This is a genomic window from Rhodoferax sp., from assembly GCF_013297935.1.
GTDB lineage: Bacteria > Pseudomonadota > Gammaproteobacteria > Burkholderiales > Burkholderiaceae_C > Allorhodoferax.
Genome location: NZ_JAAFIX010000002.1, coordinates 67407 through 83693, shown reverse-complemented (window position 1 = coordinate 83693; position 16287 = coordinate 67407). Strand labels below are relative to the sequence as shown.

At 57.2% G+C, this 16287-nt stretch carries 6 protein-coding genes; all 6 read left to right on the top strand.

The genetic code is table 11. The features are described 5' to 3' along the window. Positions 1–390: 390 nt before the first annotated feature. The 6 genes from drmD to drmC are packed head-to-tail and all read left to right on the top strand — an operon-like array spanning position 391 to position 16128. Positions 391–3531, top strand: coding sequence for a DISARM system SNF2-like helicase DrmD (drmD, locus tag QZW03_RS03640; RefSeq protein WP_296508442.1), 3141 nt, complete (start codon positions 391–393; stop codon positions 3529–3531). Beyond that, positions 3528–7637, top strand: coding sequence for a type IIL restriction-modification enzyme MmeI (locus tag QZW03_RS03635; RefSeq protein ID WP_296508441.1), 4110 nt, complete (start codon positions 3528–3530; stop codon positions 7635–7637). The genes drmD and QZW03_RS03635 overlap by 4 nt, the downstream gene beginning before the upstream one ends. After that, the gene (locus QZW03_RS03630; RefSeq protein WP_296508440.1) at positions 7634–9499 is read left to right on the top strand and encodes a DUF4209 domain-containing protein; all 1866 of its coding nucleotides are present in this window, start codon (positions 7634–7636) and stop codon (positions 9497–9499) included. The genes QZW03_RS03635 and QZW03_RS03630 overlap by 4 nt, the downstream gene beginning before the upstream one ends. Then, positions 9499–13503 carry a DISARM system helicase DrmA gene (drmA, locus tag QZW03_RS03625; protein WP_296508438.1) on the top strand — a complete coding sequence of 1335 codons (4005 nt, stop codon included), beginning with the start codon at positions 9499–9501 and terminating at the stop codon, positions 13501–13503. The genes QZW03_RS03630 and drmA overlap by 1 nt, the downstream gene beginning before the upstream one ends. A 2-nt stretch (positions 13504–13505) precedes the next feature. Continuing rightward, a complete protein-coding gene (locus QZW03_RS03620) occupies positions 13506–15365 on the top strand; it encodes a DUF1998 domain-containing protein (protein WP_296508436.1) in 1860 nt (619 codons plus the stop codon). 1 nt (position 15366) lies between these two features. Next, on the top strand, positions 15367–16128 hold the full coding sequence (gene drmC / locus QZW03_RS03615; protein WP_296508434.1) for a DISARM system phospholipase D-like protein DrmC: 762 nt from the start codon (positions 15367–15369) through the stop codon (positions 16126–16128). Positions 16129–16287: the final 159 nt, after the last annotated feature.

The following is a 16287-nucleotide window of genomic DNA, read 5'->3' as shown; positions in this document are numbered from 1 at the left end:
GCCAAAAATTGCGAGGTCATGCTGTTTTGCATTGACCAGACCACGATTCGCCGTGAGTATTCCTTAGCTGGGAGGTCAATGCGTACTGTGCCTCGTACTCTTTGAATTCATCTTTCTCAAGCCGACCGAACTTCGTGTGCCGGGTGTAAGTTTTTGTGTCATCGGAGCCGCGGTGATGGACCTCTATTGCCATCCTCAATTGCACCGTATCGCTCAGTCCTGGAAGAATCTGCTCATCGCTGATTCATAAGATCTTCTATGGCCGAGGATGCCTCTCTTTCATGCATCCATTAGCTCGAAAATCATTCGTCAGTTCGGCTCAATAGCAGAGTCAGTCAGTCAAAATGGCAATTCGCTACTTTAGAAAAATATTGGGGGGCGGAAATCCGCATGGATACTTTTATAACAAGTGAATTTGACGTTTACCGAGCTCGTCCAGAGCCAGGTCAGTTGGTCGAGGTCAGGCGGCGCCAATGGGTCGTTGCAGAAGTCTCCACATCCAAGCTGACATTAACCACTGCGCAACAAAATGCGGTGACCCTTTCATCCATCGACGAGGATGGCCTAGGTGAGGAGCTTGAGGTCATTTGGGAGATTGAGCCCGGCGCGCAAATCATTGAGCGCGCAGGTCTGCCGTCAATTACTGGCCAGGATGACTCCAACACCCTCGACGCTTTTCTTGATGCGGTTCGCTGGGGTGCTGCCACCAATGCCGACCGAGGTTTTCTGCAGGCTCCTTTCCGCAGCGGCGTCAGCATTGAGGACTTCCAGCTTGATCCGCTGGTACGCGCCATCGATATGGCCCGCGTCAATCTGCTCATCGCCGATGACGTCGGCTTGGGCAAGACCATTGAGGCCGGTCTAGTCATCCAGGAGATGATGCTGCGGCACCGTGCTCGCACCGTCCTGATTATCTGTCCCGCATCGCTACAAGAAAAGTGGCGTGTCGAGATGCTGGAAAAGTTTGGCCTTGATTTCAGGGTTGTTGACACTGCCTACATCAAGCAGTTGCGACGTGATCGTGGCATCCATGCCAACCCATGGACTTCACATCCACGATTGATCGCGTCCATGGACTGGGTCAAGAGCGGCGAAGGACTGCGCGCCATGCGCGACGTCCTGCCCGCACACACCAGCTACCCGCGCAAGTTCGACATGCTGGTCGTCGATGAAGCACACAACATCGCTCCGGCTGCCGGTGCGAACTACGCGCTTGAGAGCCAGCGCACACGCTTCATCCGTTCCATCAGTCCACACTTCCAGCATCGACTGTTTCTGACGGCCACCCCTCACAACGGCTACACCGAATCATTCACTTCGCTTCTAGAGTTGCTGGACGACCAGCGTTTTGCTCGAAACATCCTGCCCGATGAAAAGCAGTTGGGTCAGGTAATGATCCGTCGCCTTAAAAGCGACTTAGTCGATGCGAAAGGTAACCCGCTCTATGCACAACGCAAGTTGCAAGCGCTGCCGGCCTCGTACTCCCCACAAGAGCGCGCTATTCACGAAAAGCTGAACGACTACTGCGCGAGCCGCGAGCAAGATGCTGAGAAGGTCGGGAATGGCTTCGGCACGTCGTTCGTCAACCAGTTGCTCAAGAAGCGGCTCTTCTCTTCACCCGCCGCGTTTGCATCCACCCTTGAGAAACACATTGCCAGCCTGGCCAATGGTAGCCAGCGCAAAGAGAAGGATGCGATGGCCGACCGCATTTTGCGCAAAGCCATCCTGCGGGTCGAAGAGGACTACGCCAACGACCAGGAGGTCGAAAACGCCCAGTCCGAGGCCGTCGAAGAGGCCTCACGTCGCGCGCAGCCGCTGACGGCAGAGCAGCAGCAAATGCTGAACGAGCTGCGGTCGTGGGCACAGACGGCCAAGAACCAGGTCGATGCCAAAGCCAAGGCCATCCTCGATTGGCTCAAGGTCAACCTCAAAACCGACGGTCAGTGGAATGATCGCCGAGTCATCTTGTTCACCGAATACCGCACAACTCACCAGTGGATGCATGAGATCCTCGCCAGCCACGATTTGGGTGGCGATCGACTGGCCATCCTTCATGGCGGCATGCCGCAGGATGAACGCGAGAAGGTCAAAGCGGCCTTCCAGACCTCGCCCAAGGATTCAGCGGTGCGAATCCTGCTGGCCACCGATGCCGCATCCGAAGGTATCGACTTGCAGAACCACTGTAACTGCCTCATTCATCTGGAGATCCCTTACAACCCCAATGTAATGGAGCAGCGCAACGGTCGTATCGACCGGCATGGCCAGCGCCAGAAGGAAGTCTTGATCTGGCACCCCGTCGATGGCGGAGAACAAGGCAAAGCAACAATTGGCGGTCACGGCGATGACATCATCCGTGCGCTGCGAAAGCTCGAATCCATGCGTGCAGACATGGGTAGCGTCAACCCAGTCATTGCGCCGCAGATGTCAGGGCTGATCGAAGGCTCACTCAAAGACCTCGACACCCGTCTTGCTGAAGCCAAGATCGCCAAGGCCAGACGCTTCGTGCGCGCCGAGCGCGAACTGAAAGACAGGGTCGCCAAGCTGCATGAACGGCTTCTCACCACACAGCAGGATTTCCATCTCACGCCAGAGCACATCCTCATGGCGGTCAAGACGGGTCTTGTGTTGGCAGGCCGTCCGCCGCTTGAGCCCTTTGCCTTGGCTGATACCCCGGCAGGCACCGTATTCAAGATGCCTGCACTGTCGGGCTCGTGGGCGCGTTGCCTTGAGGGGCTGCGCCACCCCCACACACTGCAAATCCGGCCTATCACCTTCGATCACGCCGTCGCCACCGGGCGTGACGATGTGGTGCTGGTTCACCTGAACCACCGACTGGTGCAGATGTGCCTGCGCTTGCTGCGCGCCGAGGTCTGGGCGCAAGACGATGTGAAGAAGTTGCATCGCGTCACCGTGCGTTCAGTGCCAGACGCCCTGATCGACGGGCCTGCCGTGGTTGTCATCTCGCGGCTGGTCGTCACTGGCGGCAATCATCATCGCCTTCACGAAGAACTGACTGTAGCCGGTGGTTATCTGGGCGACAAAGCATTCCGCCGCGAAGAAGGCGTCACCAAAGTCCAGCAGTGGCTGGATCAAGCCAAGTCGCTGACCGCCGCAGACTCTCTGTTTGATGCCATCCGCGTCCGCTACGACCGTGCGCAGAGCGCCATCTTGCAAGCGATAGACGCCCGTTCAAAAGACCGGCTCAAGTTCCTGACCAACACCCTGCAATCCCGCAAGCTGCAGGAAGTCGCCGACATTGGCTCCGTGCTTGATGAGCTTGAGAAGGCCATTCAGCTTGAACTGAAAAAAGACCAGCAACCGGCGCAGCTTTCCCTGTTCACTGAAGACGAACGAACACAGCTCAGGCGCGACACCGCCGCACTGGAGGCGCGTCTTGCCCGCATTCCGGCCGAGCGCCAGCAGGAGGCTGAAGCCATCGAAACCCGTTACGCCAAACTCAACGACCGCACCTTCCCGGTCGCCGTGATCTTTCTGGTGCCTGCATCTGCCGTTCAGGGAGGTGCCGCATGAGTGCTCCCAGCGTGCATGATGATTGGCTGTCGCTGATTGAGATCTCCGGCCCCTTCCTCGCAGTTCCCGTTCTCAAGGAAGCCTTTCCGCAAGGGCTGGAAGAGCTGGATGCCACCAAGCGCAAACGTCTGCGCCAAGCCTACGAGGAATGGCGCGAAGCGCTGGAGCTGGAAGACGCGCAATTCGCCGAGTTACACGTGGCCTGGATCGACGAAGTTCTGTCGCGTGGCCTTGAGCTTGATGAAGACGGCAAAGGCGACGTTCTCAAGCGCGCCGACTGGTGCATCGCCAATCTGCAGGCCAACTTGCCCGAACACGGTGTGACGCTTTCGCCTGCTCTTGCCGTGGTCGATGAGCAACGTTCCAACAAGCCACTGCTGCTGATCCAGACCTATGCGCAGGATGTCGATCTCGATACCACCCTGAAGCAAGACGGCTGGGCCGCCACACCCGCCGATCGCATGGTGCAATTGTGCCGTTCATTGGGTTGTCGGCTCGGGCTGGTGACCAACGGCGAGCGTTGGATGCTGGTGGATGCCCCGGTGGGTGCAGTCACCACCTTTGCCAGTTGGTATGCCCGCATCTGGAGCCAAGAACCCATCACGCTGCAGGCCTTCGTGCACCTGCTCGGTATTCGTCGTTTCTTCGTCGACGAAACCGAACAACTGCCCGCCTTGTTCGATCGCTCCCTGAAGTTCCAGGACGAAGTCACCGACGCCCTTGGCGAGCAAGTGCGCCGCGCCGTCGAAGTATTGATTCAGACACTCGACAAAGCCGACCAGGACCGCAATCGAGAGCTCCTGCACGACGTCAAAGAACCCGAGCTGTATGAGGCCGCGCTGACGGTGATGATGCGCTTGGTGTTCCTGCTCTCCGCCGAAGAGCGTGGCCTGCTGCTGATGGGCGACGAACGCTACGAGGCTAACTATGCGCTCTCCACCTTGCGAATGCAGTTGCGCAAGGAGTCCGAGGAAATTCTGGAGCGCCGCTGGGATGCCTGGTCTCGCCTGCTGGCGATCTTCCGCGCCGTGTTCGGTGGCATTGAGCACGAAAATTTGCGACTGCCCGCCTTGGGCGGCTCGCTGTTTGATCCGGACCGCTTCCCCTTCCTCGAAGGTCGGACCAAGGGCTCCAACTGGCGCATCAATGCAGCCAAGCCGCTGCCCATCGACAACCGCACCGTGCTGCTGTTACTTGAGGCCATCCAGCAATTCCAAGGCCGCACGCTGTCCTATCGCGCGCTGGACGTCGAACAGATCGGTTATGTGTACGAGGGTCTGCTCGAACGTACCGTCAAGCGCACCGACGAAGTCACGTTGGAACTGGATGCCACCAAGAGCGCCAAGACGCCATGGATCAAATTGGCCGAGCTGGATTCGGCGCGCTTGGATGGTGCTGTACGACTGGCCGAGTTGCTGCAAGAACGCTCCGGCAGTTCTGCAAGCCGGGTGCGCAATGATCTGGCCAAACCTGTCGACGACACATTGGTCGACCGCCTGCTGACGGCTTGCCAAGGCGACACCAAGCTGCGCGACCGCGTCAAACCCTATGCCCATCTGCTGCGCACCGATCCATGGGGCTATCCGTTGGTCTATCCCGCCGGAGCCTTCATCGTTACCACCGGTTCTGACCGGCGCGAAACCGGCACCCACTACACCCCGAAATCCCTGACCGAAGCGATCGTGGCCGAGACGCTCACGTCGGTGGCCTATGTCGGCCCGGCAGAGGGAACGCCGCGCGAACAATGGGCACTGAAATCTCCCGCTGAACTGCTCGACCTCAAGATTTGCGACCCGGCCATGGGCTCGGGTGCCTTCCTAGTGCAAGCCTGCCGCTGGCTGTCGGATCGCCTCGTCGAGGCATGGTCGCAAGTCGAAGCCATGGGTAAAACCGTGAGCGTGGATGGTGAGGTTTTGGAAGCAGGAGTTGCCAAGGAACCGCTGCCCCGCGACAGCGAAGCCCGCACGGTGATTGCGCGCCGTCTGATTGCTGAGCGTTGTCTGTACGGCGTCGACTTAAACCCGTTGGCCGTCGAACTCGCCAAGCTCTCGATCTGGCTGGTGACGCTGGCCAAGGGACGCCCATTTGGCTTTCTCGACCACAACCTGCGTTGTGGTGACAGCCTGCTGGGCATTCACCGGTTAAATCAGCTCACTGAGCTTTCGATGATGCCCACCGGAAAAGGTCAGCAACGTTTGTTCGGGCAGAACATTGAGCGCGCGGTGCAAGAAGCGATCATGTTGCGGCAGCAGCTGCGTGCCATGCCCATTCGCGATATTCATGATGTCGAGGCCATGGCGCAATTGGACGCAAGTGCGAGACAGAAGCTAGAAATAGCAGAACGGATAGCTGATGCGCTGATCGGCGAGGTACTTGCAGCTGTCGGCAATGGCTACGCCTTGGAAAATGGACTTTCGTCACTTGCCATTCATGCAGGGCAAGCGATCAGCGGCGATGAAGCGGCATTCCGAACAATAGCAATTCGAGCAAGCGCTAGGCTTGCTTTTGATCTGCCAGAAGGAAAGCCAATACGGAAGCCGTTTCATTGGCCACTCGAGTTTCCAGAAGTTTTTTCTGGAATCAACTGGGGGTTCGACGCCTTTATTGGCAATCCCCCATTTGCCTTTGGGAAAAACGTAAGCACAAGTTGTGGCACTTCCTACAACTCATTCTTGGTTTTAACCAATCCTGCCGCCACAAAAAACGTCGATATTTGCTCCCATTTTTTCCATTGTGCTTTTACTCTTCTGAATAGCAATGGGGCGCTGGGGATGCTTGCAACATCCTCTATTGCTGAGGGTGAGACCAGACTTGCCGCCCTAGAAAGCATCAGTTCTGCTGGGGGGTGTATTTTTTCGGCCACATCAAAATCAAAGTGGCCTGGCGCTGCGAATGTTTTTATTTGCCGCGTGTCACTCTCGAAGCGAAAGTGGGAAGGTGCATTCATTCTTGATGGGAAGTACGTTAATGGCATCTCATCATTTCTGACGCCAGATACGAACTGGCAACCAGTATCCCTGCTAGAGAATCAGGGCGTCGCATTTTATGGGGCCATTCCCAACGGAGATGGATTCTTTATTTCAAGAGCCGAAGCTGAGAGCTTATTAACAAAATCTCCAGATCACTATAAAGTTCTTTATCCATTTCTAACGGGAAAAGATCTCAACTCCAATCCCTCGCAATCCGCGAGCCGCTTTGCAATTAACTTTTGGGACTGGAATGAAGATGTCGCTTCAAAATACAGCGATGCCTTCCAAATTGTGGCTGACCGGGTAAAACCGTATCGAGCGACACTGCAAAACACGAAGCCAAAGCTTGCTGCGAAATGGTGGATTTACGAGGCCAATCCAAAAGGATTGCATGATGCAATTGGAAGGAGTGAGAACTTTCGGGGTGGAGCGACGAAGACTGCGCTAAAGGAGGTTCTGGTCATCGCGAGGGTTAGTAGCACAAATGCATTCACATTCGTGAATCCGAATCAAGTTTTTGACTGCGCGCTTATTGTTATCGCGTCAGATGATTTTGGCATTTTTGCGGTACTTCAGAGCAGCATTCATTTCGCATTTGCGTGGCAGCACGGGGGGAAAATGAAATCCGACCTCCGCTACAGCCCAACGATGTGTCTGGCGACATTTCCTTTCCCGAAGCCCGATGATTTTGAGCGGCTACGATTTGCTGGGCGTTCCTTCAATGAGAGACGGAAAAGTATCCTCACTAAGCGTGATTGGGGTTTAACTCGTCTTTCCAATGCACTTCACGATTCAGATTGCAATGACTCTGATATTCAGGGGTTGCGCTCTTGCATTGCTGATCTGGATATGTGCGTATTGGACGCCTATGGTTGGTCCGATATTGAACTCAATCACGGCTTTCACCATGTTGATTATCTTCCTGCCGGTCGGAACCTTCGTTACACAATATCCGAGCCCGCGCGCATTGAGATTCTTCATCGCCTTGCCGACTTGAATCTTCAACGCCACAAAGAAGAGGCTGCTCAAAGCTCCCTAGCAAGCGATTCCGCTAGAGGTGGTAAAAAACCAGAGCGCAAAGGAAGGCGTACTTCGTCAGTGCCTATCAGCGACCTATTTGACGGAGCGAATGCATGACCGACCGCCGTTATGCCATCGACCTCATCGTCACGGCGCAAGATTTCGTAGAGTGCGACTGGAAAAGCTCACTGGCCGAAATAGAGCGCGAGGGCTATTCCGCAATGTGGCAGGCGTTCTCCAGCGCCGCTCGCAAAGCATCGGAAGACAATCGCCTTTCACACGGAAAGGCACTGTGGTTGCTTGCGGATGCCTGCTCCATGATGTTGTCGCCGAAAAGCCTCAATGAGCCCTTTAAGCCATTCATGGTGATGGAGGGGCGGCGTTCGGTGATTCCTGACGATCTATCAGAATCAGACATCGCGTTTTATGCCGAGATTGTCGATGCAATCGATGATGCATGGTTGAAGGCACGAATAGCTGACCTCGTTTGGCTGAAGCAGCGTCCACGAAACGTCCAGTTTGCGCTTGCGGCGATCGACGCGTACCGGCAGATCCCATTGGATACTGAAACGTGGGTTCGTGGTGGCCACGAGTGCTGGGAGCGCGCTATCAGCTTGGCGCGCATGTTGAGAGCTGGCTCAGGAACACGCTTGACCGAGATGGAAGCAGCCGTTTTTGACGCCTTCAATACTGCAACTAAGGAAAGTGGTTTTCTTGGGCTGTGGCTGGCTGATCTATTGGATTCCAATGGCTTTGGTCGAACACATTCGTCAGTCATTGCGCAGAAGCTGAATACGCTGGCTGTTGACTTTGAGGGAGATGGCGACATTCATCGCTCGCGCGAGTTTTTCGATGCGGCAAGCCGATGGTTTGATCGGTCTGGTGACGAAGCCAAATCAGCAGAAATGACCGTCGCAGTGGCTGAAGGATGGGTGAAAGAAGCGATCGCCCGGGCTTCATCCGACCAACCCAGCCATATGGTCGCTGCAAGTTTTTATGAAAAGGCCATCCAGATATACCGCAGCATTCCACGCAGTCAGAGATCGATACATCGAGGTGATGAACGCATTGCCGAACTGCATCGGCACATGAATGATGCCGGAGAAAAGTCACTGGATGAACTTGGTTCTGTCAAAACCCCTGGGGTAGACATCTCTGAACTTGTTGAAAACGCGCGCAAGTCGGTTGCAGGAAAGTCAGTACAGGATGCCTTGTTTTCGTTTGCGAACATCTACCAAGGGGCTCGGGTAGATCAAGTTCGCACAGCGGCAGAAAAGATCCTGCAGCAAAGCATTTTCCGTCGTTTGGCCGGAAGCACGCATCTGTCGCGTGATGGTCGGGTCATTGCCAAGCAGCCAGCAGCCGGGTTCGATAATGCTCCTGCCAGTGACGATCCGGCGTTGTGGGCGCAGATGGTTCACGACTATCAGATTCTGATCAACATCGTCGTGCATGGCGACATATGGCCTGCGCACGAAGTGCTGCTGCAAGAGCATCGCTTGCGTGAGGACGACTTCATTGGTCTCGCAAGTCAGTCCCCAATCGTTCCACGCGGCCGAGAGCGCCTATTCGGCAAGGCGCTCCATGCTGGCTATGACCGCGATTTCACCGTAGCAATGCATCTGCTGGCGCCTCAGATAGAGCACATGGTTCGGTTCCACCTGAAGAATGCTGGGGTGAAAACCACCAATCTCGACATTGATGGCATTGAGAACGAAAACGGCTTGAGCACCCTGATGGGCTTGCTAGAAACGGAAACGGTTTTCGGGAAAGACTTGTCCTTTGAGATCAAGGCGCTGTTCTGCGATGCCTTGGGGCCTAACTTGCGTAACGAACTGGCTCACGGCCTCTTGGACGATGATTCATTTCAGTCAATTCACGCGATTTACGCGTGGTGGATGGGGTTGAGGCTGGTCTTCAACACGTTCTGGAATGCGGCGCGGAAAGCCGAAAGCGACAAGGGTGTGGAGGAAAAATAATGACAACTGACCAATCGACCAAATCTCCGAACGCATGGATAGCCATTGATCATGGCCTTGCTACCGATCTCACGCTGGCACCGTACACACTGCGGCTGAAGGGCGAGCGTTCGCTGTACCAAGCCATCGCCGATGACGATTGGGTGTTGATTTTGAACACCACTGGGCACATCACGCGGGTCGGGCGGGTGCTGCGGGTTCGTTCTGATCTGGAAACCACCACGATCTACTTCGACCGCATGCTGTTGGTCGATCCGGCGGTCTCGATTGGTCTTACCTCACTTACCCCGCCATCAACCGGCAGTATTGGCCGCATTCAATGGACGGACTTCCTAGAGTCGCTCCCCAAAGCATTGCACAAGACCATCGCCGAAGTGCCGGCCATTGAGGATCAGGCCTATATCCGCGAACTGCTGCAACTGGCCGTGATGGACGACCTGCTAGGCCCCGCTGGCGGCCCCAATGAACGCATCGTCGACATGGGTGTGCGCGACCGCTACCTGGTTGGCAAACTGGCCCCGCGTGAGGCCGCACAGGGCGGCATTGAGGGGCTGGACGGGCCACTGGCCAATGACGACGCCGAAGTGCCTACAGAGGCCAAGGCTCCCGGACGTCACGAACCTGGCGCGGAGTTTGGAACCGCCACCGGGCGTGTGGAGCCGGAGTCGGACTCATCCGATGAAATCGATGCCGCAAGCAACCAGTCGCTGGTGCCCAGCAGCCTGGGCATGACCTTCTGCGTGGATGGTGATGCCGATCGGATCGAGATCGAAGCACACTGGGGTCGGTACGAACGCAGTGACGAGCACGAGATATTCCGCACCCGCAAGAATAAGGAAACCGGTGCCGAAGTGCAGACCAAGGCCAAAGTCTGGCAACGCATTCCTTGTGGCGGCAAGATCGTGCTGCCGTTGACCGAAGGCGTGATTCCGCATCAGGCACCTGACAACGAATTCCCGGAAGTTCGCGTGCAGGGTTCCATTCGAGCCAAGAATGCCAATGGCGATCGGCTGGTTACCTTGTTCCTGGTGAATGCACAGGAAGAGCCAGACACCAACCGCGATACGGCGTGGGTGTTCCAGCCCGAGCTGATCGTTCGTTCGGAGAAGGATGCCGCCAAGCGCGCCATCTTCCGGCGCAGGCCCGTGCTGGACGCAGACGGTATGGACCCCGAACGCGAAGCGCTGGAGATGATCTACCGCAACCGCGTCGAGTTCGCCGTAGGCCATGGCGTTGCGGTTCATGCCGAAACCGCAGTGGACGTGACACTGGCCACCGAGGTGCGCACCACGGTGATGCCGCAGTACGAGGTGCAGGTAACAGAGACGCCCGGGCTTGATCCATCCGATCGCCCGGCCATGCGCGAGATGGTCAGTAGTGGCCTGCTCGATATGCAGCGCCTGGCGACGTTGGAGATTGACCCGCTGGTCGACGCTTTGAGCATGCTGACCAAGGACTACGCCGCGTGGATTGATGAGCAGCGCGCTCGCGTCGGGGCTCAAGTGACCGGCTACGACACCCAGTCGCAACAGGCGATGGACCGATGCCAAGAGATCCACACCCGCCTCCAGCAGGGTATCGACACGCTGAAAGGCAATGAGAAAGCGCTGGCCGCATTCCGGTTTGCCAACCGAGCGATGGCGACGCAACGCGTGCGCAGCCAATACGCGCTGGCCATGCGCCGGGGCGAGGATGTCACCATCGACAAGTTCGATGTGCTGAAGAACCGCAGCTGGCGTCCGTTCCAGTTGGCGTTTCTGCTGCTCTCGATTCCGTCTCTGGCAGATCCGAGTCACCCGGATCGCGTTGAGCCTGTCGAGGCCTACGCCGATCTGCTGTGGTTCCCCACCGGTGGCGGTAAGACCGAAGCCTATTTGGGCGTGGCCGCCTTCACCATGGCCATTCGACGCATGCAGGGCAATCTCGGGGGGGTCGACAGCTCGCGTGGTTTGGCCGTGATCATGCGTTACACGCTGCGCCTGCTGACGCTGCAGCAGTTCCAGCGTGCCACGGCATTGATTTGCGCCATGGAGGTGTTGCGACGTGAAGCGCTGGAAAAGGGCGACAAGTCCCTCGGCACGGAACCTTTCACCATCGGCCTCTGGGTTGGCAACAAGGTTACGCCGGGTACGACCGAGGACAGCCACCGCGCCATTGAGGATGTTCGCAACCCCGGCAAATACAACGCTGGAGCGGCATCGCCTGCGCAGCTCACCAGTTGCCCGTGGTGCGGCTCGGAAGTGGCACCCGGACGGGATGTTGAGGTCGACAAAGGCTCTGGCCGAACCTTCGTCTACTGCGGCGATAAGAAGGGCCGCTGCGACTTCTCTAAGGGCAAGTCCAGCAAGCAGCCACATCCGGGGATTCCTGTGCTGGTGGTCGACGAAGAGATCTACCACCGCCCACCCACGATGATGATTGCCACCGTGGACAAGTTCGCCATGATGGCGTGGCGTGGTCAGGTGCGCACGCTCTTTGGTCGCGTGGGCCAGGAATGCGAGCGCCACGGACTGCTTTGGCAAGGTGCCGATTGCAATGGCAACCACCAGTCTGGCAAAGGGCTTCCTTCTTCGAAGGTAAAGACCATCAACCCGATTCGCCCGCCCGATTTGATCATTCAGGATGAGTTCCACCTGATCAGTGGGCCGCTGGGCACCATGGTGGGCTTATATGAGACTGCCGTGGATGAACTGTGCGGCTGGACGCTCAATGGCAAAACGGTCAAACCGAAGATCATTGCCTCCACGGCGACGGTGCGCAAAGCCAAGGAGCAAGTGAACAACGTCTTCATGCGCCGTGTTTCGGTGTTTCCGCCGCACGGTCTGGATGTGGAAGATAACTTCTTTTCGGTGCAACGCCCGATCGAAGACAAGCCGGGGCGGCGTTACCTTGGCGTGTGCTCACCCGGCAGTTCGCGCCCCGCGATGTTGATCCGCGTCTACACCGCGTTCTTGACGGCAGCGCAGGAACTGTTCGACCACTTTGGCGAACCCGCTGACCCGTACATGACCATGGTCGGCTACTTCAACTCCCTGCGTGAGTTGGGCGGCATGAAGCGGCTGGCAGAGGATGACGTGCAGACGCGTTCCTACCGCGTGCAGATGAGCATGGTGGAGCGGCCCGCACTGGCACAACGCAGCATCAGCAATATCCGCGAGCTGACGTCTCGGGTGTCGAGCCAGGACATTCCCAAATACCTCGACAACCTGGAGGTCAAGTTCAAGTCCGAGTTCGACACCGCTACCGGCAAGTATGTGACCCGCTGGCAGGAAGGCGACACTCGTGCCATCGATGTGGTGCTGGCGACCAACATGCTGTCCGTGGGGGTCGACGTGAATCGACTCGGGCTGATGGCAGTGAACGGGCAACCCAAAGGAACGGCCGAATACATTCAGGCCACCAGCCGTGTCGGGCGGTCCTTCCCGGGCTTGGTCTGCACGGTGCTGACGTGGGCCCGACCGCGAGACCTGTCGCATTACGAAACCTTCGAGCACTACCACGCCACGTTCTATAAGCACGTCGAGGCGCAATCGGTAACGCCGTTCTCACCGCGCGCGATGGACCGGGGCTTGACAGGCGCGATGCTGAGTCTGATGCGCCTTGAGAACGATGTGTTCAGCCCGAACGAAGGCGCGGGCCAACTGAGCATGTCCAATCAGGCCGAGATGACGGATGCCATCAAGATATTGGCGACTCGTGCGGGCAATGTCGCTGAAGACAACTCGCGCAAGCAGTTGGCTGAGACTGAGCTGAAAGAACGTGCAGACGAATGGGCGAAAGAAGTCAGCAAGGGCGGACGAATCTTGGCCTATGAGAAGCGCGGCCCCGAAAAAGACAAAACCGTTGCATTGATCAAGTCGCCCGGCCTTCAGGCCTGGGACAACTGGACCGTACCGATGTCGATGCGGGAAGTGGAGCCCGGCGTGCGCCTGATCATGAACACGAGCCATATCACGGACGATCACGATTGGAAGCCTCGTCCCGCAACGAAGGATGAGGATTGAACATGATCATCAACAACAAGACTCCAGTCGGAGAAGTTCGCCCTAGTCAGTTACTGTGGACCTATGGGCCTGGTGCGCTGATCGACCTGCCAAGCCTGTCCGTCGTGACGCTCGGCATCGACCGATGGGAAAAGGATCGCTGCCAGCCGATTCAAGAGGCGCGGCTGCTTGCTGCAGTTCGGAAGGTTCTAGGCGCGCAGGTCGAGAACCTTCGCATGCCACCGTTCCAGAAAAGCGAACTCGTCGATGTCTGGTCGGCCGAGGCCAACATCGGTGTTCCTGTTCGGCCATTTCCGCGCTGGATGCGCTGCGTGAAATGCGGCCTGCTGTCGCCCTTTGATGCCGGTCTGTTCGAGATCAAGGAGAACCGCTTCAGGCCGGAGCGAACCCGCTTCGTTCACAAAGGCTGCCGTGGTTCCAAAGGCGACCAACCTGCCAAGGATGCTGATGCCGTTCCCGCACGTTTTCTGCTGGCCTGCCGCGACGGCCACCTTGACGATTTTCCGTGGCATTACTTCGTGCATGGAGGTAACAGCTCGTGCAAGGGCACGCTGCGCTTCTTCGAGAGCGGCGCGTCGCTGCAAACGGAAAACCTGTGGGTGAAGTGTGATGCCTGTGGGGCATCCAGAAGCATGGCGCACGCTTTCGGCAAGGCAGGAAAAGAAAATCTGCCGGGGTGCCGAGGACGGCATCCGCACCTAGACCACTTCGACCACGAATGCGATGAGGAAGCACGCGCGGTGCTATTGGGAGCCACGAACAGCTGGTTTCCGATCACGCTATCCGCACTTGCAATCCCCCAGACCAAGGACCCGCTCAGTCAACTGATCCAGGATGGCTGGGAGTTTTTCGACGAACTTGAATCCGAAGCCGAGGTTTCGGTGACGGTGAAGACGTTGAAAAAGACCGGGGCGCTGCCAGGAATCGACAAATATCCTGCGGCATTGATCTGGTCGGGCATTGAAGCACACCGCAAAGGCGGCGGACAGGAGGCTGTGGGTGAGGCCGACATCAAAGGGCCCGAGTGGGATGTGCTGACGGAGGCCAACCCGCCCACGGACTACCCGCACTTCATGAGCAAGAAGGTCGGCACGCCACAGGGCCTCGGAGGCCATATCAGTCGAGTCTTGCTCCTCGAGCGTTTGCGCGAGGTGAATGCGCTGCTGGGTTTCACTCGTGTCGAAGCCCCCGAAGAGTCTGGTGACCCCAATGAACGTCCGCAGATGGCCAGCCTGTCACGCAGCGAGCCGGATTGGGTGCCAGCAAACCAGGTTCATGGTGAAGGGATCTTCATCCAGTTCGACGAAGCCGCGCTCGTCAAGTGGGAGGCTCTAGATGGCGTAAAGAAAGTCGACCAGATGCTCCGTGGTGGTCATAGGGGATGGCGCAATTCACGTCATCTCGACCCGAACGAGGGATACCCCGGCATTCGTTATGCGATGCTGCACACGCTCTCTCATCTACTGATTCGGGAGTTGGCGCTGGAATGCGGGTACAACGCTGCGAGCATTCGTGAACGCATCTATGCCGACACTTCTGGCGACACCCCGCAGGCGGGCATCCTAATCTATACCGCAGCAGCAGATTCTGACGGCACGCTGGGTGGCCTTGTCGACCTCGGGAAGCCAGAAAACCTTGGTCGCCTGCTGGAGCAAGCACTGAATCGTTCGAAGATCTGCTCTTCAGATCCGCTCTGCTCGGAACATGACCCCGAAAAAGATCGCTCATTGCATGGGGCTGCTTGCCATGCGTGCTCTTTAGTGGCGGAGACATCTTGCGAGCGGGGCAATCGGTATCTGGATCGATCGCTGCTCATACCAACACTCGAACGCGCTGACGCTGCTTTCTTCAAGGGTTTCTGACATGGATGAACTCTTGGATGCCATTGCAGCCTTGGTCTCTCTGGTTTCGCCCGAGAAGGTGCAGGCCGTTGCCGCCCGCGTTCGTCGAACTGATGCCAGCAAGGCTGCGACGGCGTTGCCGAGTGTGGTCGGAACCCCAGTAGCCAGCAGCGTGGTCGAGCAGCTTGCGGCAGCCTGGCAAAACACCAAGGTCGGTTCAGATGAACTGGCATCAATGCTTATCGCTGCCAGCCACGTTTACGCCAAAGCCGCTTCTGAGCAATCCACCGAACTCGTTTGGACTGGCCCGACGACGCCTTTCGTATCGGCGCGTCGAACAGAGCAGGCGCTACTGCAGGTCATCAACTCCGCAGAACAGTCTTTATTTATCACCAGCTTCGTGGCCTACGACGTGTCCAACGTCGTCAAGGCGCTGAACGCCGCAATTGATCGCGGAGTTGCAATCTCAATGCTGCTCGAGTTGTCCCAGGGTCATGGCGGCAGCATCTCATTCGATGCGATCGGAAAAATGAGGATGTCGGTTCCATCCGCAAAGCTTTTCGCATGGCGGGAAAAAGCAGAAGTGTTCACCGACGGAAGTGTCCACTCGAAAGTCGCTGTTGCCGATGGGAGGGTCTGCTTTATCACTAGCGCAAATTTGACTGGCCATGCGATGGAGCGAAATATGGAGGCAGGCGTTTTGATTTCCGGAGGGGACATTCCAAAGCGTTTGGAAGAGCACTTACGTGCACTCATCGAAATGAATGTTATCTCTCCACCCTGAATTTTTTAACCATTGGTAAGTCCGCTATCAATGCGCCGGGCTTCTCCGGTTATTCAAATCAGCGCAATCACTGAGCCGTCGTTCTGGGCGTGGAAGTGAGTCTTTAAGCGGTGAGGCGTGATTTCTCTCCTGCGAAATGGATACAACCCGTACCCATCA